At 72.8% G+C, this 18,806-nt stretch carries 21 protein-coding genes; 10 read left to right on the top strand and 11 right to left on the bottom strand.

The features are described from left to right. Positions 1-93: 93 nt before the first annotated feature. Genes AB0K67_RS12030 through era form a run of 4 tightly spaced genes read left to right on the top strand, consistent with a single transcriptional unit; the run spans position 94 to position 2,480 of the window. A complete protein-coding gene (locus tag AB0K67_RS12030) occupies positions 94-741 on the top strand; it encodes a hypothetical protein (protein WP_364057012.1) in 648 nt (215 codons plus the stop codon). Positions 742-751: 10 nt separating this feature from the next. After that, complete coding sequence (locus AB0K67_RS12025; RefSeq protein WP_364057009.1) at positions 752-1,069, top strand: cytidine deaminase; 318 nt, start codon at positions 752-754, stop codon at positions 1,067-1,069. Positions 1,070-1,076: 7 nt separating this feature from the next. Then, a complete protein-coding gene (locus AB0K67_RS12020; protein WP_364057006.1) occupies positions 1,077-1,553 on the top strand; it encodes an NUDIX domain-containing protein in 477 nt (158 codons plus the stop codon). 18 nt (positions 1,554-1,571) lie between these two features. Then, complete coding sequence (gene era / locus AB0K67_RS12015; protein WP_364057003.1) at positions 1,572-2,480, top strand: GTPase Era; 909 nt, start codon at positions 1,572-1,574, stop codon at positions 2,478-2,480. 37 nt (positions 2,481-2,517) lie between these two features. Here the strand turns inward: era and AB0K67_RS12010 are convergent, their stop codons facing one another. The 7 genes from AB0K67_RS12010 to AB0K67_RS11980 are packed head-to-tail and all read right to left on the bottom strand — an operon-like array spanning position 2,518 to position 7,764. Then, positions 2,518-2,985 carry a hypothetical protein gene (locus tag AB0K67_RS12010; protein ID WP_364057000.1) on the bottom strand — a complete coding sequence of 156 codons (468 nt, stop codon included), beginning with the start codon at positions 2,983-2,985 and terminating at the stop codon, positions 2,518-2,520. Between the two features lie 4 nt (positions 2,986-2,989). Next, a complete protein-coding gene (locus AB0K67_RS12005; RefSeq protein ID WP_364056997.1) occupies positions 2,990-3,964 on the bottom strand; it encodes an urease accessory protein UreD in 975 nt (324 codons plus the stop codon). Then, positions 3,961-4,635, bottom strand: coding sequence for an urease accessory protein UreG (gene ureG, locus AB0K67_RS12000; protein WP_364056994.1), 675 nt, complete (start codon positions 4,633-4,635; stop codon positions 3,961-3,963). Before ureG ends, AB0K67_RS12005 begins: the two co-directional genes overlap by 4 nt. 13 nt (positions 4,636-4,648) lie before the next feature. Beyond that, positions 4,649-5,452 (bottom strand): urease accessory UreF family protein, encoded by an 804-nt coding sequence (locus AB0K67_RS11995; protein ID WP_364056991.1) that lies wholly within the window; start codon positions 5,450-5,452, stop codon positions 4,649-4,651. Next, positions 5,452-7,161: an urease subunit alpha gene (locus AB0K67_RS11990; protein ID WP_364056988.1), complete on the bottom strand. Its 1,710-nt coding sequence runs from the start codon at positions 7,159-7,161 to the stop codon at positions 5,452-5,454. The genes AB0K67_RS11995 and AB0K67_RS11990 overlap by 1 nt, the downstream gene beginning before the upstream one ends. Then, on the bottom strand, positions 7,154-7,465 hold the full coding sequence (locus AB0K67_RS11985) for an urease subunit beta (protein WP_364056985.1): 312 nt from the start codon (positions 7,463-7,465) through the stop codon (positions 7,154-7,156). Before AB0K67_RS11985 ends, AB0K67_RS11990 begins: the two co-directional genes overlap by 8 nt. Continuing rightward, positions 7,462-7,764: an urease subunit gamma gene (locus AB0K67_RS11980; protein WP_364056982.1), complete on the bottom strand. Its 303-nt coding sequence runs from the start codon at positions 7,762-7,764 to the stop codon at positions 7,462-7,464. The genes AB0K67_RS11985 and AB0K67_RS11980 overlap by 4 nt, the downstream gene beginning before the upstream one ends. Positions 7,765-7,962: 198 nt before the next feature. On the opposite strand from AB0K67_RS11980, the gene urtA reads away from it, so the two are divergent. From urtA to urtE, 5 genes are read left to right on the top strand one after another with little or no spacing between them, the layout of a single operon-like run. Then, entirely contained in the window at positions 7,963-9,183 is a 1,221-nt protein-coding gene (gene urtA, locus AB0K67_RS11975) for an urea ABC transporter substrate-binding protein (RefSeq protein ID WP_364056980.1), read from the top strand. Beyond that, the gene (urtB, locus tag AB0K67_RS11970; RefSeq protein ID WP_364056978.1) at positions 9,183-10,031 is read left to right on the top strand and encodes an urea ABC transporter permease subunit UrtB; all 849 of its coding nucleotides are present in this window, start codon (positions 9,183-9,185) and stop codon (positions 10,029-10,031) included. The genes urtA and urtB overlap by 1 nt, the downstream gene beginning before the upstream one ends. Then, positions 10,028-11,050, top strand: a complete 1,023-nt coding sequence (gene urtC, locus AB0K67_RS11965) for an urea ABC transporter permease subunit UrtC (RefSeq protein WP_364056975.1) — start codon at positions 10,028-10,030, stop codon at positions 11,048-11,050. The genes urtB and urtC overlap by 4 nt, the downstream gene beginning before the upstream one ends. Further along, complete coding sequence (urtD, locus tag AB0K67_RS11960) at positions 11,034-11,783, top strand: urea ABC transporter ATP-binding protein UrtD (protein ID WP_364056972.1); 750 nt, start codon at positions 11,034-11,036, stop codon at positions 11,781-11,783. The genes urtC and urtD overlap by 17 nt, the downstream gene beginning before the upstream one ends. Beyond that, positions 11,761-12,450, top strand: a complete 690-nt coding sequence (gene urtE, locus AB0K67_RS11955) for an urea ABC transporter ATP-binding subunit UrtE (RefSeq protein WP_364056969.1) — start codon at positions 11,761-11,763, stop codon at positions 12,448-12,450. The genes urtD and urtE overlap by 23 nt, the downstream gene beginning before the upstream one ends. Positions 12,451-12,513: 63 nt before the next feature. Here urtE and AB0K67_RS11950 read toward each other — a convergent pair whose 3' ends face one another. Together AB0K67_RS11950 and AB0K67_RS11945 are read right to left on the bottom strand one after the other, a co-directional pair. Next, positions 12,514-15,117 carry a BTAD domain-containing putative transcriptional regulator gene (locus AB0K67_RS11950; RefSeq protein WP_364056966.1) on the bottom strand — a complete coding sequence of 868 codons (2,604 nt, stop codon included), beginning with the start codon at positions 15,115-15,117 and terminating at the stop codon, positions 12,514-12,516. 20 nt (positions 15,118-15,137) lie between these two features. Beyond that, a complete protein-coding gene (locus tag AB0K67_RS11945; protein WP_364056963.1) occupies positions 15,138-15,848 on the bottom strand; it encodes a Mut7-C RNAse domain-containing protein in 711 nt (236 codons plus the stop codon). A 34-nt stretch (positions 15,849-15,882) separates the two neighbouring features. Here AB0K67_RS11945 and AB0K67_RS11940 point away from each other — a divergent pair, with 34 nt between their 5' ends. Then, positions 15,883-16,800 carry a TAXI family TRAP transporter solute-binding subunit gene (locus AB0K67_RS11940; RefSeq protein ID WP_364056960.1) on the top strand — a complete coding sequence of 306 codons (918 nt, stop codon included), beginning with the start codon at positions 15,883-15,885 and terminating at the stop codon, positions 16,798-16,800. A gap of 15 nt (positions 16,801-16,815) precedes the next feature. Here the strand turns inward: AB0K67_RS11940 and AB0K67_RS11935 are convergent, their stop codons facing one another. Together AB0K67_RS11935 and AB0K67_RS11930 are read right to left on the bottom strand one after the other, a co-directional pair. Further along, positions 16,816-18,141 (bottom strand): HAMP domain-containing sensor histidine kinase, encoded by a 1,326-nt coding sequence (locus tag AB0K67_RS11935; protein WP_364056957.1) that lies wholly within the window; start codon positions 18,139-18,141, stop codon positions 16,816-16,818. After that, positions 18,138-18,803 (bottom strand): response regulator transcription factor, encoded by a 666-nt coding sequence (locus AB0K67_RS11930; RefSeq protein ID WP_364056954.1) that lies wholly within the window; start codon positions 18,801-18,803, stop codon positions 18,138-18,140. The genes AB0K67_RS11935 and AB0K67_RS11930 overlap by 4 nt, the downstream gene beginning before the upstream one ends. Between the last annotated feature and the right edge of the window lie 3 nt (positions 18,804-18,806).

The raw sequence follows: 18,806 nt of genomic DNA, 5'->3' as shown, positions 1-18,806 counted from the left end.
TCAGGGCGGGGGCACCCTTTTTGCGTATTGGTGGTCACTCCGGTGGATTGCCGCATTACTCGTGCGGGGAGGCTGCGGTTCAAGGGGGGGATCATGAAACGAAGACCAGGGATCGGCGCCTGCGCGCTGCTCACCTGCCTCCTGGCGGGGTGCGGCGGCGTGGGAGCCGAGAGCTTTCTCGACGCGCAGGCCATGGCGCAGTTGCGCGAAGTGGTCAGCAAGGAACAGCCGCGCCTGCCGGACGGCTTCACGATCAGACCGGAGCAGGCCTGGCAGATGCCGTTCGGGCAGGCGGACGAGAACTGCCGGGCCGTGCTGGAACCGCCCGGAGGCAAGGCGCCGGGACAGGCGCTCACCGCGCAGGCCGCGGTCAGCTACCACGGCGACGGCCTGGGCGAGCAGGCCGGGGTCGGCCTCGCCAGGTACGCGGCCGGCGAGGCGGAGGACCACCTGGACGAGCTGGCCGAGGCGCTGCGCAAGTGCCACGCCGTGCGCAGCTCGAGCGGCACCGACCTGCGGCCGCACGAACTGCCGATCGACGAGGCGGTGCGGGAGGCGGCCGACGACGCCGTCGGGGCGCGCTTCAGCGGGCGGCTGAACGGCTACCCGTACGAGATGGACCTCGTGCTCGCCCGCGTCGGCGACACGCTGGTCTCGGTGGTGCACACGGGGATGAACGACGTGGACGCCGGCCGTACCCGGAAGGTCGTCGAGGCGGCGCTCTCCATGGTCAGCGCCTAACCTAGAGCGCGTGACACTCGATCCCGAAGACAGCAAGATCATCACGTTGGCCCGTTCCGCCCGGGCGCGCAACGGTTCCGCCGAGGGCGCGGCCGTGCGCGACGAGACGGGCCGCACCTACGCGGCGACGAACGTGGCCCTGTCGGCGCTGACGCTCTCGGCCGTGCAGGTCGCGGTGGCCATGGCGGTCTCCAGCGGCGCGCGTTCCCTGGAGGCGGTCGCGCTGGTCAGCGAGGGCGACCCGAGCCCCGCCGACGAGGCGGTGGCGGCCGAGCTGGGTGCGGGCAAGCTGCTCGTGGCCGGTCCCGACGGCACCCTGCGAGGCTGACATGCCGATGTCGCCCTTTCTGGCGAGGCTGCGGGAGAAGGTCGGCTCAGACCTGATCATGCTGCCCTCGGTCTCCGCGTTCGTGTTCGACGACGACGGCCGCCTGCTGCTGGCCAACCACGGCGACGTCCGGCGGTGGGCGGCCCCGGGCGGCGGCGTCGATCCCGACGAGCGGCCCGAGGACGCCGTCGTGCGGGAGCTGCGCGAGGAGCTGGGCGTCGAGATCGAGGTGCGGGGCCTGATCGGCGTGTACGGCGGCCCCGAGTTCCGCACGGTCTATCCCAACGGCCACGAGGTCGGCTACGTCATCGCCGCCTACGGCTGCCGGCTCGCCCCCGGATCCCCCGAGCCGCGCCCCGACGGCGTGGAGATCCACGACTACCGCTGGGTCGCCGAAGAGGAGCTCCCCGGCCTCGAAACCACCCCGTGGACGCCGGGCGTCGCGCCCCAGGCGTACGCCTGGTGGCGTGAACACGCCCGCTGATAGGCCACAATGCACTATGTGACTTCGCCAGACAACCATCGCGCCGGATTCGCCTGCTTCGTGGGGAGGCCGAACGTCGGCAAGTCCACGCTGATGAACGCCCTGGTCGGCCAGAAAGTGGCGATCACCTCGTCCAAGCCGCAGACGACCAGGCGCGTCATCAGGGGCATCGTCCACCGGCCCGACGCGCAGCTCATCATCGTCGACACCCCCGGCCTGCACCGTCCCCGCACGCTGCTGGGCGAGCGGCTCGACAGCCTCGTGCTGTCCACGCTCACCGAGGTCGACGTCATCGGGTTCTGCGTGCCGGCCAACGAGCCCATCGGCAAGGGTGACCGGTTCATCGCCGAGAAGCTCTCGGCCGTGAAGAAGACCCCGGTCGTCGCGGTGGTCACCAAGTGCGACCTGGCGAGCAAGGAGAAGATCGCCGAGCAGCTGCTCGCGGTGTCGCAGGTGGCCGACTTCGCCGACATCGTGCCCGTGTCGGCCGAGGCCGGCGAGCAGCTCGACGTGCTCGGCGACGTGCTGATCAAGCACCTGCCGGAGTCGCCGCCGCTCTACGAGGGCGGGCAGCTCACCGACGAGCCCGAGCAGGTGCTGGTCGGCGAGCTGATCAGGGAGGCGGCGCTGGAGGGCGTACGCGACGAGCTGCCCCACTCCATCGCCGTCGTCGTCGACGAGATGCTGCCCAGGCAGGGGCGCGACGACCTGCTCGACATCTACGCCCACATGTTCGTCGAGCGGCCGTCACAGAAGGCCATCGTCATCGGGCACAAGGGCGAGCGGCTGCGCGAGGTCGGCACCAAGGCCCGCAAGCAGATCGAGGCGCTGCTCGGCACCCGCGTCTACCTCGACCTGCGCATCAGCGTGGCCAAGGACTGGCAGCGCGACCCCAAGCAGCTGCGGCGGCTCGGCTTCTACGACTGATCCCCCGCGCCTGCCGGGCTGGAGGGCCGCGGGGCGGTCAGCGGCGTACCAGGGCCACGACCGACAGCAGCACGGTCGCGACCGCGCAGGCCAGCGCGGCGAACCAGCCTGGCCTGATCACCGGCTCGATCGACAGCAGGTCGCCGAGGTGGATGGAGACGCGGTCGCGCAGGCCGTCGCTGCCCGCCACGTACGACACCAGCACGAACACCGCCACCACGCCCGGCGCGATCGCCAGGGCGGCGAGGCGGGGATGGGCGATCAGGCCGGCCACGCCGCAGCCCAGCGCGGCCAGGCCCGCCAGCAGGGTGTAGACGCCGAGCGGGTCGTCGATGCCGCGCACGTCGCTGGCCACGCCGGCGCCGATCAGGCTGCTCGTCGCCTGGATGCCCGCCCACGGCAGGATCGCGCAGATGGTGAGCAGCACGCCGGCCGCCAGCACCGCGATCGCGGGGCCACGGCCCAGGCGGGTACGGGCGGACGCGGGCTTGAGGTCGTCGGCCACACGATCAGCCTATGCCGGGGGAGGCCGCCTCACCACCGTACGCAACGGAGTCGTCACCAGTGGGCGGTGCCGGCATCGCCTGGCGCTCGCCCCACTCCAGGCGGGCGCGGAGCTGGACGGCGTCGTCGGCCAGGGCCGAGACCAGCGTGCCCGGCGCGGCCAGCGGCAGCACCGCGACCCCTTCGGCCACGGCGGGCGCGGGCGCCCGCTCGGTCAGGAACGTCGTGCCGACGCAGCGGGCACTCCCGTACACCGCCGGTGAACCGTCCAGGCCGGGGTCGCCGACCGTGAACTCCTGCCTGAGCAGCGGCACGCCGTCGCAGGTGGCGTCGAAGCGTGCATGGCAGCGGCCTGACGGCTCGCCGTGGCGGCCGAAGACGATCTCCTCCCGCCACAGCACCGTCGCGCCCGGCTCCAGCGTGAGGCGGACGCGCAGGCGGTGATCGCTGCGGGCGGCCAGCACGGTCGGCTCGGGGACGTACCTCAGCGTCGCCTCCGCGCCGACGTGCGCGGTGATCAGCATCATCGACGGGCCGTCGCCGGGCAGCACGAGCGTGGCCGCCACCGAACCCAGCTCCAGCGTCGTGCCGGGGGCCACCCGCAGGTCGAGCCGGAGCCGGTCGCCGCCCAGCGGGCCGGCCGCGGTGGAGATCAGGTGCACGGTGTGCGGGCCCGTCTGCCGCAGCGTCAACGGTGGTGCGGACGCCAGCCGTTCGATGACCGTACGCCCACCCGCCCCCGCCGCCGTCTCCACGGCCGCTTCCGCCCGCATCCCCCGCCCTGCCGGACCGGGAGAGTGCGCGGTGCGCCCGCCCGTGCCTGTCGCGGTCTCCGTGGCCGGTCCGGCGACGGGTGCGGGCTCGGCTGAGGCGGGTGCCTCGGTGGGCGGGGTGGCCTCGTGCAGGACCGCGTGCGCTGCCGTGCCGAGCGGGGCGGGGGAGCGGGTGGCCTGCCCGACGGTGGTGGGAGGAGGGTTCACGAGACCGGGGTGGCGTGGGAGTGGGACCAGGCGCGGACCTCGTCCCTGACCCAGGCGGCCACCGCGTCGGCGGTCGGGTCCTGGCGGATCGAGGTGAACAGCACGGGCCGCTCCCCGCGTACGGCCGCCGCGTCGCGGGCCATGACGCCCAGGTCGGCGCCCACCATGGGCGCGAGGTCCGTCTTGTTGATGACCAGCAGGTCGGCGGTGGTGACGCCGGGGCCGCCCTTGCGCGGCACCTTGTCGCCGCCCGATACGTCGAGCACGAAGATCTGCCGGTCGGCGAGCCCCCGGCTGAAGGTGGCGGTGAGGTTGTCGCCGCCGCTCTCCACGATGACGAGGTCGAGCGGCCCGAAGCGGTATTCGAGGGTCTCGACGGCGTCGAGGTTGGCGGCGATGTCGTCGCGGATCGCCGTGTGCGGGCAGCATCCGGTCTCGACGGCCAGGATGCGCTCGTCGTCCAGCACGCCCGCGCGGCGCAGGAAGTCGGCGTCCTCGGTGGTGTAGATGTCGTTGGTCACCACGCCCAGCGACAGGGACGGGCCGAGCGCCCGGCACAGGGCGGCGACCAGGGCCGTCTTGCCGCTGCCCACCGGGCCGCCCACGCCGAGGCGCAGCGCGCGGCCGCGGCCGTCGGGCGTGTGGTGGTGGTCGTCGTGGTTGGCTCCCATGTGGGGTCCTTTCCTAGGAGACGAAGAGCCTGACCTCGGCCTGGGCATGCTGTTCGGCGATGAGGTCGAGGGCGGGTGCGGAGGGTGCGGGCAACGACTCCCACCCGCCGGCGAGGTCATCGAGCCAGGGGTCAGAGCCGGGGGCAGGGTCGGGGCCGGTGTCAGGGGCAGTGTCAGGAGCAGTGTCGGAGGCGGCGTCGGAGGCGGCGTCGGGGGCGGCGTCGAAGCCGGGGGCGGAGTCAGGAAAGCGGCAGGCGCGGGAGGCGACGGCGGCCAGGTCGGGAGTGAGGCCGGCGAGCAGGGCGTGCACGGCCACGGGATCGAGGCCGAGCAGGCGTACGGCGGCGGTGGCCGGCCCGGTGACCGCGTGGTAGGCGGCCGCCAGCGCCGCCTCCTCGGCGCTCGCCCCCGCGGCGAAGGCGGCTGCGCCGAGCGCGATCGGGTGGTGCGCGCTGGGCACGGCGCGGGCCAGTTCGTCCAGCGCCGGAGCGGGCCAGACCCGGCGCGCGACCCGCAGCAGCAGCCTGCCCTGGGTGCGGGAGGCGTCGCGCTGCGCGGGCGATGCGGTCCTGGCGTCCACCTCGGCGTCCAGCTCCGCCCACATGCGCGTGCCGGGTGCGGCGGCGTGGGTGCGGGCGGCGGCCGCCAGCGCGGCGGTGACCGCGCCGGCGGTGTGCAGGCGGCCGCGCAGGAACGCCGCCAGCGACGGCGCGTCGTGCACGGCACCCGAGACGACGGCGCGCTCGACGCCGCCCGAGTGCGCGTGGCCGCCGGCCGGGAGCCGGGAGTCGGTCAGGAGCAGCAGGGACGGGTTCATCAGAACAGGAAGTAGCGCTGAGCCATGGGCAGGGACGTGGCGGGGGCGGGCTCGATCAGCTCGCCGTCGATGCGGACGTCGAAGGTGTCGGGGGCGACGTCGATCCGGGGGAGCGCGTCGTTGAGCGGCATCGCCTCCTTGCCGCGCCGCCGCACGTCGGCGACCGGCGCGAGCCTGCGCCGGACGGCGAGCCGGTCGGCCAGGCCCGATTCGACGGCGAGCGGGGCGACGAAGTGCAGGGACGTGGCGGCGGCGGTGACGGGTGAGGCCCCGAACATGGGGCGGGGCAGCACCGGCTGGGGCGTGGGGATGGAGGCGTTGGCGTCGCCCATCTGCGCCCAGGCGACGACCCCGCCCTTGATCACCAGGTCGGGCTTGACCCCGAAGAACGCGGGGTCCCACAGGACGAGGTCGGCGAGCTTGCCCTGCTCGACCGAGCCGATCTCGCCGTCGAGCCCGTGGGCGACGGCGGGGCAGATCGTGTATTTGGCGATGTAGCGGCGGGCGCGCAGGTTGTCGGCGGGTCCGCCGCCGAGCTGACCGCGCCGGGCCTTCATGACGTGGGCGGTCTGCCACGTACGGATGATCGTCTCGCCGATGCGCCCCATGGCCTGCGAGTCGGAGCCGATCATGGAGATGGCCCCGAGGTCGTGCAGCACGTCCTCGGCCGCCATCGTGCTCGGCCTGATGCGCGACTCGGCGAAGGCGAGGTCCTCGGGGATGGCCGGGTTGAGATGGTGGCAGACCATCAGCATGTCGAGGTGCTCGTCGAGCGTGTTGACGGTGTGCGGTCTGGTCGGGTTGGTGGATGACGGCAGCACGTTGGCGTAGGAGGCGACGCGGATGATGTCGGGCGCGTGCCCGCCGCCCGCCCCTTCGGTGTGGTACGCGTGGATCGTCCGGTCGCCGATGGCCTTGAGCGTCGACTCGACGAAGCCGGCCTCGTTCAGCGTGTCGGTGTGGATGGTGACCTGCACGCCGGAGGCGTCGGCGACGCTCAGGCAGGCGTCGATGGCGGCCGGCGTGGTGCCCCAGTCCTCGTGCAGCTTGAAGCCGGAGGCTCCGGCCTCAAGCTGCTCGACCAGGCCCTCGCTGCTGACCGTGTTGCCCTTGCCGAGCAGGGCGAAGTTGAGCGGGTAGGCGTCGAGGGACTCCAGCATGCGGCCGAGGTACCAGGCGCCGGTGACGGTGGTGGCCTTGGTGCCCTCGACGGGTCCGGTGCCGCCCCCGACGATCGTCGTGACACCGGACCCGATGGCCTCGTCGAGAAGCTGGGGGCAGATGAGGTGGACGTGGGAGTCGACGGCCCCGGCGGTGAGGATCTTGCCGTTGCCGGCCAGCACTTCGGTCGACGGGCCGATGACGATGCCGACGCCGTCCATCGTGTCGGGGTTGCCGGCCTTGCCGATGGCGGCGATGCGGCCGTCGCGTATGCCGACGTCGGCCTTGATCACGCCCCAGTGGTCGAGGATGACCGCGCCGGTGATGACCAGGTCGGCTGCGCCCTCCGCGCGGGTGGTCCTGGCCTGGCCCATGGACTCGCGGATCACCTTGCCGCCGCCGAAGACGGCCTCGTCGCCGGCGCCCGCCGCGCCCATGGACAGGTCGTCGGTGACCTCGATGAACAGGTCGGTGTCGGCCAGCCGGACGCGGTCGCCGGTGGTGGGGCCGTAGAGTGCGGCGTAGCGCTCGCGGGAGATCTCAGTCATCGAGCGGCCCCGCCCATTCCGGCCGCAGCCCGGGGACGACGCGCCGCCCGGCCAGCGGCACCAGGGTGACGTCGCGCTCGACGCCGGGCTCGAACCTGACGGCGGTGCCCGCGGGCACGTCGAGCCGCATGCCCCTGGCCGCCCGCCGGTCGAAGTCCAGCCCCGGGTTGGCGGCGGCGAAGTGGTAGTGGGAGCCCACCTGGATGGGCCGGTCGGCGGTGTTGACCACGCGGACCGTCACCCGTTCCCGACCCGGATTGAGCGGAACGGCGCCCTCGGGGTGGACGTACTCGCCGGGGATCACGGGATCGGCCTGTGGACGGTGACGAGCTTGGTGCCGTCGGGGAACGTGGCCTCGATCTGCACGCTCTCCAGCATCTCCGGCACGCCCTCCATGACGTCGGCCCGGCTGAGCACCGACCGTCCGGCCTCCATCAGCTCGGCGACGCTGCGCCCGTCCCGGGCGCCTTCCATGAGGAAAGAGGCGATGATGGCGGTAGCCTCGGGGTGGTTGAGCCGCAGGCCCCTGGCCCGCCGCTCGCGCGCCACCCCGGCGGCGACGTGGATGAGCAGCCGCTCCTGCTCGTGTGAGGTTAGCCGCATGGCCGGACCATAGGAACCGGCCGTTTCCGCCCTGTTGCCGGTCGATGTCGTGTTGGTTTCGCGCCCTGGCGATCGCCGACATGACGGGTTATGTGCGTTTGTGAACGTTCGGCAATCGCCAATTAACAATCGAGAACTCAAGGCGAAATGTCGCGGAGTCACCTTTCTCGCAGTACCGGTCGGCAGGAAGGAACGGCTGTGCGCATCCCCCGCCCGATTGCCCGTCTGCTCGTCTCCGCGCTCCTCGTATTACCCATCGCGGCCTGTGGATCGGACTCCGAGCCGGCGGCCTCGTCCGACGAGATCAGGGTCGGTATCCTGCACTCGCTGAGCGGCACCATGGCGATCAGTGAGGTCACCGTACGCGATGCCGAGCTGCTCGCCATCGAGGAGATCAACAAGGCGGGCGGCGTGCTCGGCAAGAAGCTCGTCCCCATCGTGGAGGACGGCGCCTCCGACTGGCCCACCTTCGCCGAGAAGGCGACGAAGCTCATCAGGCAGGACAAGGTGGCGACCGTGTTCGGCGGGTGGACCTCGGCGAGCAGGAAGGCGATGCTGCCGGTCTTCGAGCGGTACAAGGCGCTGCTGTGGTATCCGGTGCAGTACGAGGGCCTGGAGAGCTCGCCGTACATCTTCTACACCGGCGCCACCACCAACCAGCAGATCATCCCCGGCCTCGACTACCTGAAGGAGCAGGGCAAGAAGAAGCTGTTCCTGGTGGGCAGCGACTACGTCTTCCCGCGCACCGCCAACAAGATCATCAAGGCGTACGCGGCCGCGAACGGCATGGAGATCCTCGGCGAGGAGTACACCCCGCTCGGCCACACCGAATACTCCACCCTCGTCAACAAGGTCGTGCAGGCCGAGCCCGACGCGGTGTTCAACACCCTCAACGGCGACAGCAACGTGGCCTTCTTCAAGCAGCTCAAGAGCGCGGGCGTCACCGCCGACACCATGCCGGTGCTGTCGGTGAGCGTCGCCGAGGAGGAGGTCACCGGCATCGGCGTGGACAACATCGCCGGCCATCCCGTCGCCTGGAACTACTACCAGACCACCGACACCCCCGAGAACGAGGCGTTCGTCAAGGCGTACAAGGCCAAGTACGGGCAGAACAAGGTCACCTCCGACCCGATGGAGGCCGGATACAACGCCGTCTACCTGTGGGCCGAGGCCGTCAAGAAGGCCGGTACGACCGAGGTGGAGGCGGTCAGGAAGGCCGCGCCCGGCATCTCGCTCGATCGCCCGGAAGGCAAGGTCACCATCGACGGCGAGAACCAGCACATGTACAAGACCGCCCGCATCGGCATCATCCAGCCGGACGGCCTGATCAAGCAGGTGTGGGACTCGGGCGAGCCGATCAAGCCGGATCCGTACCTCAAGGGCTACCCGTGGGCGGGCGGCCTGTCGGCGGGCCAGTGATGTCGGCGTTCGTCAACCAGCTCCCGATCGGGCTGTCGATCGGGGCGGTGCTGCTGCTCATCGCGCTCGGCCTGACGTTCACGTTCGGGCAGATGGGCGTGATCAACATGGCGCACGGCGAGTTCATCATGGCCGGTGCCTACACCGCGTTCCTCATCGGGGACCTGCTGCTCGCGCTGCCGGTCGCGTTCCTCGTGGCCGGGGTGATGGGGCTGATCCTGGAGCGGGCCGCGATCCGCCACTTCTACGGCAGGCCGCTGGACACGCTGCTGCTCACCTGGGGCGTCAGCCTGGTGCTGCAGCAGCTCGCCCGCGACCTGTTCGGCGCGCCCAACGTGCAGGTGCCCGCGCCGTCCTGGCTGTCGGGCGGCGTCGGCATCCTGCCCTACAACCGGCTGTTCATCATGGCGCTGGCGGTGGCCGGCGTGGTCGCGGTCTGGGTCTACCTGACGCGCACCGGGCTGGGCAGGCGGACGCAGGCCGTGGTGCAGAACCGGCAGCTCGCCGCCACCAGCGGCATCGACACCGGCCGGGTGGACATGCTGACGTTCTTCATCGGCTCGGGCCTGGCCGGGATCGCCGGGGTCGCGCTCACGCTGATCGGGCCGGTCGGGCCGGCGCTCGGCACGTACTACATCGTCGACGCCTTCCTCGTCGTCGTGGCCGGTGGGCTCGGTCAGCTCAGGGGCGCCGTGCTCGCCGCCGCCGGGCTGGGGCTGCTCAACTCCTACGCCGAGTTCTGGTCGGACGCCTCGCTGGCCAAGGTCATCGTGTTCGCCGTCGTCATCGCGTTCCTCCAGATCAGGCCGCAAGGGCTGTTCGTGCTCAGGTCGAGGGTGCTGACGTGATCAAGCGCAACCTTCCGTTCGCCGCCATCGCGGTCATCGCGCTCGTCGCCGCGCCGCTGCTGCTGGAGCCGTTCCGGCTCGGGCTGCTCGCGAAATACCTGTGCTACGCGATCGTCGCGCTCGGCATCGGGCTGGCCTGGGGACAGGGCGGCATGCTCACCCTCGGGCAGGGCGTCTTCTTCGGGCTCGGCGGCTACTCCATGGCGATGTACCTCAAGCTCACCGAGGCGGGGCCGGGCGGGCTGCCCGACTTCATGGTGTGGAGCGGGGTGGAGGAGCTGCCCGCGCTGTGGGCGCCGTTCGCCGACCCGGTCTTCGCGCTCAGCATGGCGATACTCGCGCCGGTCGCGCTCGCGGTGCTGCTCGGCACGCTGGTCTTCCGTCAGCGCGTACGCGGCGCGTACTTCGCGATCCTCACCCAGGCGCTGGCCGCCGCCATGGTCATCCTGCTGGTCGGGCAGCAGGGCCTGACCGGCGGCACCAACGGCATGACGAACTTCTTCGAGCTGTTCGGCCAGGACCTCGCCGACGACTCCACCCAGCGCGGACTCTACCTGGTCGTCGCGGGCGTGCTCGGCGTGCTCTACCTGGCCACCAGGCAGCTCGTCAACAGCCGGTACGGCCGGCTGCTCGTCGCCGTACGCGACGGTGAGGACAGGGTCCGCTTCCTCGGCTACGACCCGGCCCTGGTCAAGACCGTCACCTTCGCCATCTCGGCGGGCATGGCGGGGCTGGCGGGCGCGCTGTTCGTCCCCGTCGTCGGCATCATCTCGCCCGCCCTGCTCGGCGTCGTGCCCTCGCTGGAGCTGGTCGTCGCGGTGGCCGTCGGCGGCCGGCACGCGCTCGCCGGGGCCGTGCTCGGCGCGGTCGTCATGGGCTACGCCAAGACCGCCTTCAGCGAGCAGTTCGCCGACGGCTGGCTCTACCTGCAAGGAGCGCTGTTCATCCTGGTCATGACGCTGGCCCCGAGAGGCATCGTGGGCCTGGCAGGGAGGCTGCGACGTGCTCGAACTACGTGACGTCCAGGTCGTGTTCGACGGTTTCCGCGCGCTCGACGGCGTGAACCTCACCGTGCCCGAGGGCGAGCTGCGCTTCCTCATCGGGCCGAACGGGGCGGGCAAGACCACGCTCATCGACGTGATCACGGGGCTGACCAAGCCCGCGGCCGGCACCGTACGCTTCGACGGCCACGACCTCGTCGGCAAGAAGGAGCACCAGATCGTCCGCATGGGCGTCGGCCGCACCTTCCAGACGTCGGTGGTGTTCGAGGCGCTCACCGTGCTGGAGAACCTCGACCTCGCCGCCACCTTCCGCAAGCCGCTGTGGTCGCTGGCGAGAAAGCGCTCGGGCGTCTCGGAGGCCGTCGAGGAGGCGCTGGCCAGGACGGGTCTCGAAGAGCTCGCCGGACGTTCAGCGGGCGTTCTCTCGCACGGCCAGCGCCAGTGGCTGGAGATCGGCATGCTGCTGGCGCAGCGGCCCCGGCTGCTGCTCCTGGACGAGCCGGTCGCCGGCATGTCCAAGGACGAACGCGAACGCACCGGCGAGCTGCTCATGCAGATCGCCGACGACCACACGGTGATCGTGGTCGAGCACGACATGGAGTTCCTGCGGCGGCACGCCTCGACGGTGACCGTCCTGCACGAGGGCAAGGTCCTGGTGGAGGGATCGGTCGAGCAGGTCAGCGGCGACCCCCGCGTGCAGGAGGTCTACCTGGGAAGGAGGACCAGCGATGCTGTCGGTAACCGGCCTTGAGTCGGGCTACGGGCGGGCACGCGTGCTGTTCGGGGTCTCGGTCGAGGTCGGTCCCGGCGAGCTCGTGTGCGTCATGGGACGCAACGGCGTGGGCAAGACCACGCTGCTCAACACCGTCATGGGGGTGCTGCCCGCGACCGCGGGCACGGTGACGTTCGACGGCCGCGACGTCACCAGGCTCAAGCCGCACGAGCGCGTACGCCTCGGCATGGGCTACGTCCCCCAGGGCCACCAGTGCTTCCCGCAACTGTCGGTGCTGGGGAACCTGCTGGTCACCGTCGAAGCCGCGAAGCAGCCGCGCTCGGCCGTGGACGAGGCGCTCGACCTCTTCCCCGCCCTGCGGCCGCTGCTCAAGCGCAGCGCCGGGCACCTGTCCGGCGGCCAGCAGCAGCAGCTCGCCATGGCCCGCGCGCTGGTGACCAGGCCGCGCATGCTCATCCTCGACGAGCCGACCGAGGGCATCCAGCCGTCGATCATCCTGGAGATCGAGGCGGCCATCGAGCGGCTGCACGCCTCAGGGCTGGCCGTGCTGCTGGTCGAGCAGTACCTGGACATCGCGCTGCGGCTGGCCGACCGGTTCGTGATCCTCGACGGAGGGCACGTCGTGCGCACCGGGACGGCCGAGGAGCTGCACAGGGAGGACGTGCAGCGGCTGCTCGCCGTCTGAGCCGCAGTCAGCCGGAAGGGGGGACGCGGCGGCTGCTCGCGATGTGAGCCCTGCCGACTGCGTTCAGCGGCGTGCGGTCCCGGCCAGCAGGGCGCGGGCGTTGGCGGCGCCCCGCTGGTCGCCGGTCTCCTCGAACACCTCCAGCGCCGCACCGGCCAGCTCGGCGGCCAGCTCGGCCGCGCCCTCCGCCCGGTTCACCCGGGCCAGCGCCAGCAGGGCGTGGGCGTCGAGCAGCCGGTCGCCGAGGCGTACGGCGATGCCCCTGGCCTGCTCGGCGGCGGCCCGCGCGGCGGGTTTGGCGGCCTGCGCGAGGCGCACCGTGGACAGGTCGATCAGCGTGTCGGCCTGCCGGTGCCGGTCGCCCAGCCTGGCCAGCCCCTCGACGGCGGCGAGCAGATGCCCGGCGGCCTCGTCGAGGCGGCCCGCGCGGCGCAGCACCTCGCCGAGCACCCGGTCGGCGTCGGCCTCGTCCCGCAGGCCCGCGGCGGCCGCCCGGCACTGCCGCAGCGCCTGCTCGGCCGCCTCCAGCCGGCCCAGCTCCAGGTGGACGCGGCCCAGCCGGAGCCGCACCCGGTTCGCGTCGCGGGCCAGGCCGTGCCGCAGGCACGACTCGAGGGCCGGGCGCAGCGCCTCCTCCGCGCGGTCCCACCGCCGCTCGGCCAGGTGCAGATCGCCCAGGTCGAGCAGGACGAGCGCCGCCCCATGGTCATCGCCCGCCCGCCGCGCCGAGGCCAGCGCGGGCCCGGTCACCGCCCGCCAGTCGTCCAGGAACCGGTGCCGCTCCAGGAACGGCGCCAGCAGGTGGGCGAGCCGCCAGCACTCGTCGTCGAGGCCCGCCGCGTGCAGGTCGGCGACCAGGCTGACCAGGAAGCCGCGCTCGGCCGCCAGCCACTCCACCGACTCCCTGATGTCGCGCGTCGCCACCACCGTGCCGGGGTCGTCCGACACCAGCGAGAACCGCGACGCCTGCACCCGCGCGAGCACCACCGACGCCACCTTCGCCGGCACGCCGGGCACCGGATGCTCGCGGGCGAACAGCCGGGTCAGATCGTGCATCCGATAGCGGACCTGGCCCGCGACGTCCACCCCGCACGTCTCCAGCAGCCCCGCGTCCACCAGCGCCTCCGCCTGCCCGCCGAGCAGGTCGGTCACCCAGTCGGCGACGTCGGGCGCGGACAGCGCGCCGAGCCCGCGCAGCGTCAGCCTGGCCGGCTCGGGCAGGCCGTCGAAGCCGATCGCGAGCACGCTGCGCACGGCCTGGTCGCCCGCGTGCAGCCGGTCGAGCCGCTCCTGCTCGTCCTCCAGCAGCCGCACCAGGTAGCCGACCGTCCACTCGGGGCGGGCGGCCAGCCGCGAGGCGGCGATGCGCAGCGCCAGCGGCAGCCCGCCGCACAGCCGCGCCAGCCGCAGCCACGCCTCCCCGCCGTCATGCTCGCCGCCCCGGTCCGCGTCCCGGCCCGAGCCGGTGACCAGCAGCTCGAGCGCCTCCTTCTCGGCCAGCACGCCGACCGACAGCCGCCGCGCCTCGGTCAGGCCGCCGAGCGGGGAACGGCTGGTCACGACCGTCGGGCAGGCCGACAGCAGCGGCCGCACCTGCGCCTCGCCCGCCGCGTTGTCGAGCAGCACCAGCAGCGACCGGTTCGCCGCGTACGTGCGAAACAGCCGCACCCGCTGCTCCAGCGTGGCCGGGATGGCCTGCGCAGGGCAGCCCAGCCAGCGCAGGAAGTCTTCGAGCACGGCGGCCGGGGCCGTGGTCTCGCGCAGGTCGGCGTACAGGATGCCGTCGGGGAAGTCCGCGCGCCGCCGCCAGGCCGCGTGCACGGCCAGCGCCGACTTGCCCGCGCCCGCCTGCCCGTGCACCACCACCTGGCCGCCGATCACCCGGTCGAGCAGGTCGGCGCGCCCGACGAAGCCGCTCACGTCGGGCGGCAGCAGCACCGGCGGGCCGGCCGACACGTGCAAGGACGCGTCGTCGTGCAGCATCCGGTGGTAGAGGAGCTGCAGCTCGGGGTCGGGCTCGATGGCGTGGCCGCCGTCGAGCTGGTCGCGCAGCACCGCGTACGCCGCCAGCGCCTCCACCCGGCGCCCGCTGCGGTAGAGGGCCAGCATGTACTGGCCGCGGAAGCGCTGCCACGTCGGATGCCGCTTGACGAGCTGCTTCAGCTCGGCCAGCAGCTCGCGGTGACGCCCGGCGTCGAGGTCGGCCTGCACCCGGCGCTCCAGCGCGAGCAGCCGCAGCTCCTCCAGCTCCTCGCGCAGCCGCCGCGTCTCGGCCCACCGCGTGCCCTCGGGATCGACGTCCTCCAGCACCTCGCCGCGCCACAGCGCCAGCGCCTCCTCGTTGGCGCCCCGATCGACCAGCAGCCGGAACCTGTCCACGTCGAGCAGGCCGTCGCCCAGCGCGAGGGCGTACGAGCCGGACACGGTGGTGATCACGTCCTTGCCGAGCAGCCGGCGCAGCTCGCCGACGTAGCCCCGGACCAGGGAGTCGGAGCGGTCACCGCCCTCGCTCGCCCATAACAGCCTGCGCAGCCGCTCGACCGTCAGCGGACGGCCCGCGTGCAGCAGGAACAAGGCGAGCAGGTCGCGGTGCTTGGGCACCGTCGGGGTGCGGTCGCGGCCCTCGGCGTCGAGCACCGCGAGCGGCCCCATGATGCGGAACTGCATGCGCCCCTTCATGGCCGGCGTCACGCGACCCAGGCGGTGGCCATGCGGATGATCTCCTCCAGATGCCCGCTGTGCGCGCCGTGCCAGTAGACCTGGCCGCACGACTCGCAGCGGCCGTAGGCGTCGTAGGAGCGCCGGGTGCCCGCCTCCAGCTCCGGCTCCACCTCGTCCTTGGACACCGGCGCCAGCACGCCGTTGCAGGCGGTGCAGCGCGTCCACGGGCGCAGCGGCGGCGCGAAGCGCTGGAGCAGGTCACGGAGCTGGTCGGACGGGGCCGAGCCGCGGACGTACGCGCCCAGCCACAGCGCGCGGCGGCGCAGCAGGCCGCGGTCCTGGGTGAGTAGCACCCGCCGCTCCTCGTTGGCCTGCACCACCAGCTCGGGGTCGTCCATGTCGTTGTGGTACGCGGCGTCGATGCCGAGCAGCCGCAGCCGCCGCGCCAGCGTGCCCAGGTGCACATCGAGCAGGAACCGCGGCTCCTCGGGCAGCGGCTGCGGGCGCGGCACCGGGTGCACCTCCACGACGTCGCCGGGCGCGAGCAGGTGGGACGGCGGCACCTGCCGGCCGTCCGCGAGCATCGGCCCCACCTCGGTGAGCGGCACTCCCAGCGACTCGACGTGGTGTCCGAGCGTGGCGGTGCCGTCGGGGGTGACCTCCTGCCACTCCTGTCGGCGATTGGCGGGCAGGAACATCTGCAGCTCTGGGGTGATGCGCAGGCGTGCGGTCGTCACCCGTCCATTCTCCGCCACCGGATAGCGTGAAATCATGCCCGTTTCCCGGCGTTCTTTCCTCGGTCTCGCCCTGCTTTCCGCAGGAGTGGCCGCGGGCTGTTCCGGCGGCGGCCCGGGGCTTCCCGAGTTGCGGCTGGCCACGGGGCTCGCGGGCGGCCCCTACGGGGCGCTCGGCGACCGGCTCGCCGAGGAGCTACGGCGCGAAGGGCAGCCCGTGCGGGTGCTGCGCACGGCCGCCAGCGTGGAGAACCTCACGATGATGACCGACGGGCGGGCCGATGTGGGGTTCGCGCTGGCCGACAGCGCCGACGACGCCGTCCGCGTACGCCGCAGGCCCGTCTCCGCGCTGGCCAGGATGTACATGAACTACGTGCACCTCGTCGTCGCCAAGGACTCCGCGATCACCTCGCTCGGCGGGCTGGCCGGGCGGCCGGTGTCCATCGGGCTCTACGGGTCGGGCACGGCCGTCACCGCCGCCCGCGTGCTGTCCGTCGCCGGGCTGAAGCGCTCGCCCGAGGTCTCCCGGCTCGGCCTCGAACCGTCCATCGAGGCGCTGCGCGAGGGGCGCATCGAGGCGTTCTTCTGGTCGGGCGGGGTGCCCACGCCCGCCCTTGAGGCGCTGCCCGACATCCGGCTCGTGCCGCTCGAACCGCTGGTGCCGGAGCTGCGGCGGCGCTACGGGCCGGTGTACGAGCACGCGTCCGTCCCGGCCGGCGCGTACGGGGGCGTCAGGGCGGTGCCGACCGTGGGCACGCCCAGCTACCTGATGTGCCGGAACTCGCTGCCGGACGACACGGCGTACATGATCACTGAGACGCTGTTCGCGGCCCGCGACCGGCTCCAGGCGCCGTCCGCGCCCGGCGGGCGGCTGGACAAGCGCTACGCCATCGGCACCGGCGTCGTGAGCCTGCACCCGGGCGCGGCCCGCTACTACCGCTCCGTCTACGGCTAGAGCTTCTTTGCGGGGCTACGGCTCGGGGAGGCGGACTTCGACCACCAGGCCGTGCGGGTCGGCGGGCAGCAGGCGCAGCGTGGCACCGCACGCCCTGGCCAGCTCGGCCGCGATGGCCAGCCCCAGGCCGCTGCCCGGCACGTTCTCGTGCGAGCTGGAGCGCCAGAAGCGTCCCGGCGCCTCCTCCCGCTCCTCGTCGCTGAGCCCGGGGCCGTCGTCGGCGACCCGCAGCACCCTGTCGGACAGGGAGACGGTGACCGTGCCGCCCGCGGGCACGAACTTCTGGGCGTTGTCGAGCGCGATGTCGGCGATCCTGGCCGCCGCCTCCGGCACCACCGTCCCCTCGGGGATCTCGGTCCGCAGAGTCAGGTCCTTGGCCGCGTACACCTCGCGCCACGTCCCCATCCGCGGCGCCAGCTCGACCTCCTTGCCACCGGCCCCCGCGCCCGCCTCCACCTTGGCCAGCGCGAGCAGGTCCTCCACCAGCAGCGCCAGCCGGTCGAGCTCCGCCATCGCCTCCTCGTACTCGGCCGTGCCCTCGCGGCGCAGATGCGGCTCCAGGTTCTCCAGCCGCAGCCCGAGCACCGTGAGCGGGGTGCGCAGCTCGTGGGAGGCGTCGGCCACGAACGCCCGCTGCCGCTCCATCGCGGCGGAGACCGCGTCGGCCATCGCGTTGAACCGCTCCTCAAGCCGCCGCAGCTCGGAGGGGCCGCCGCCGGGATGGGCCCGCGCGTCCAGCCTCCCCTGGGCGATCGCCTGCGTGGTGCGGTCGAGCTCGGTGACCGGCCGCAGGATCCAGCGGGCCAGCCGTCTGGCCGCGAGCACCGCGTACGCCAGCGAGACCAGCGTGCCGAGCGCCAGCGCGCCCCACACCAGCGTCACGTCCCTGCGCGCCTGCTCCGCCGGCGCCTGAAGCAGCACCACGCCCGACAGCTGCGCGTCGCGGCCCGCCGGCTCGGCCAGCAGCACCGTGTCGGGGCTGAACGGGTTGATCGTCGGCAGCTCCTCCGTCGTGCGTCCCGACAGCGCGAGGCGCAGCGCGTCGCCGTCGTCGGCGGTGAAGTCGCCCGCGGTCAGCAGGATCGCACCGTCCCTGTCGCGGATGCGCACGGCCGCGCCGTAAAGGGAGGCGTAGCGGTCCACCTCCGAGATCAGGCCCGTGTAGTCGTCCTCACGGGCCGCCTGATCGGCCAGCTCCGCGAAGCGGGTGGCGTCGGCGCGGCGGTCCAGCAGCAGCCGGTTCGTACGGTGTGAGGCATAGGCCAGGCCGAGCGGCACCGCCAGCGCCGCCACCAGGAACACGATCAGCGTCGTGAACGTGCCGACCAGCCTGGCGTTCACGCCGTCGAGCCCAGCCGGTATCCCGTCCCGCGCAGCGTCTCCACCAGGCCGGGCCGGCCCGTCTTCGCGCGCAGGTTCGCCACGTGCACATCCAGCGAGCGCGACGCCGACAGCAGCGGGTCGCCCCAGATCTCGTCCAGGATCTCCTCCCGGCCGCGCACCACGCCCGGCTCGCGCGCCAGCATCGCCAGCAGGTCGAACTCGCGCCGCGTCAGCGTCACCGGCTCACCCGCCACCGTGACCTGCCTGGCCTTCAGGTCGATGCGCACGTCGCCGACCTGGACCACCTGGTCGCGCGGCGGGCGCGGGCGCGTGCCCCGCCGCACCACCGCCTCCATGCGGGCCATCAGCTCCGTCGTACGGAACGGCTTGACCAGGTAGTCGTCGGCCCCCGAGCGCAGGCCGCGCAGAACGTCGCGCTCCTCCGTACGGGCCGTCACCACGATCAGCGGCACCGCCGAGACCCGCCGCAGCCTGCGCAAAACGTCGAGCCCGTCCATGTCGGGCAGCCCCAGGTCGAGCAGCACGAAGTCGACGCCCCCCGCCAGGCGGAGGGCGTCGACGGCCAGCGCCGCCCGGATGACCTGATGGCCGTGCCGGGCGAGCGCCGTGGTGAGCGCGGAGGCGAGCCGATCGTCGTCCTCCACCAGGAGAACCCGCATGTC

Origin of the sequence: Nonomuraea sp. NPDC052634, from assembly GCF_040678535.1 — a bacterium.
Taxonomy (GTDB): domain Bacteria; phylum Actinomycetota; class Actinomycetes; order Streptosporangiales; family Streptosporangiaceae; genus Nonomuraea; species Nonomuraea fastidiosa.
This window is presented reverse-complemented; position numbering and strand designations above follow the sequence as displayed.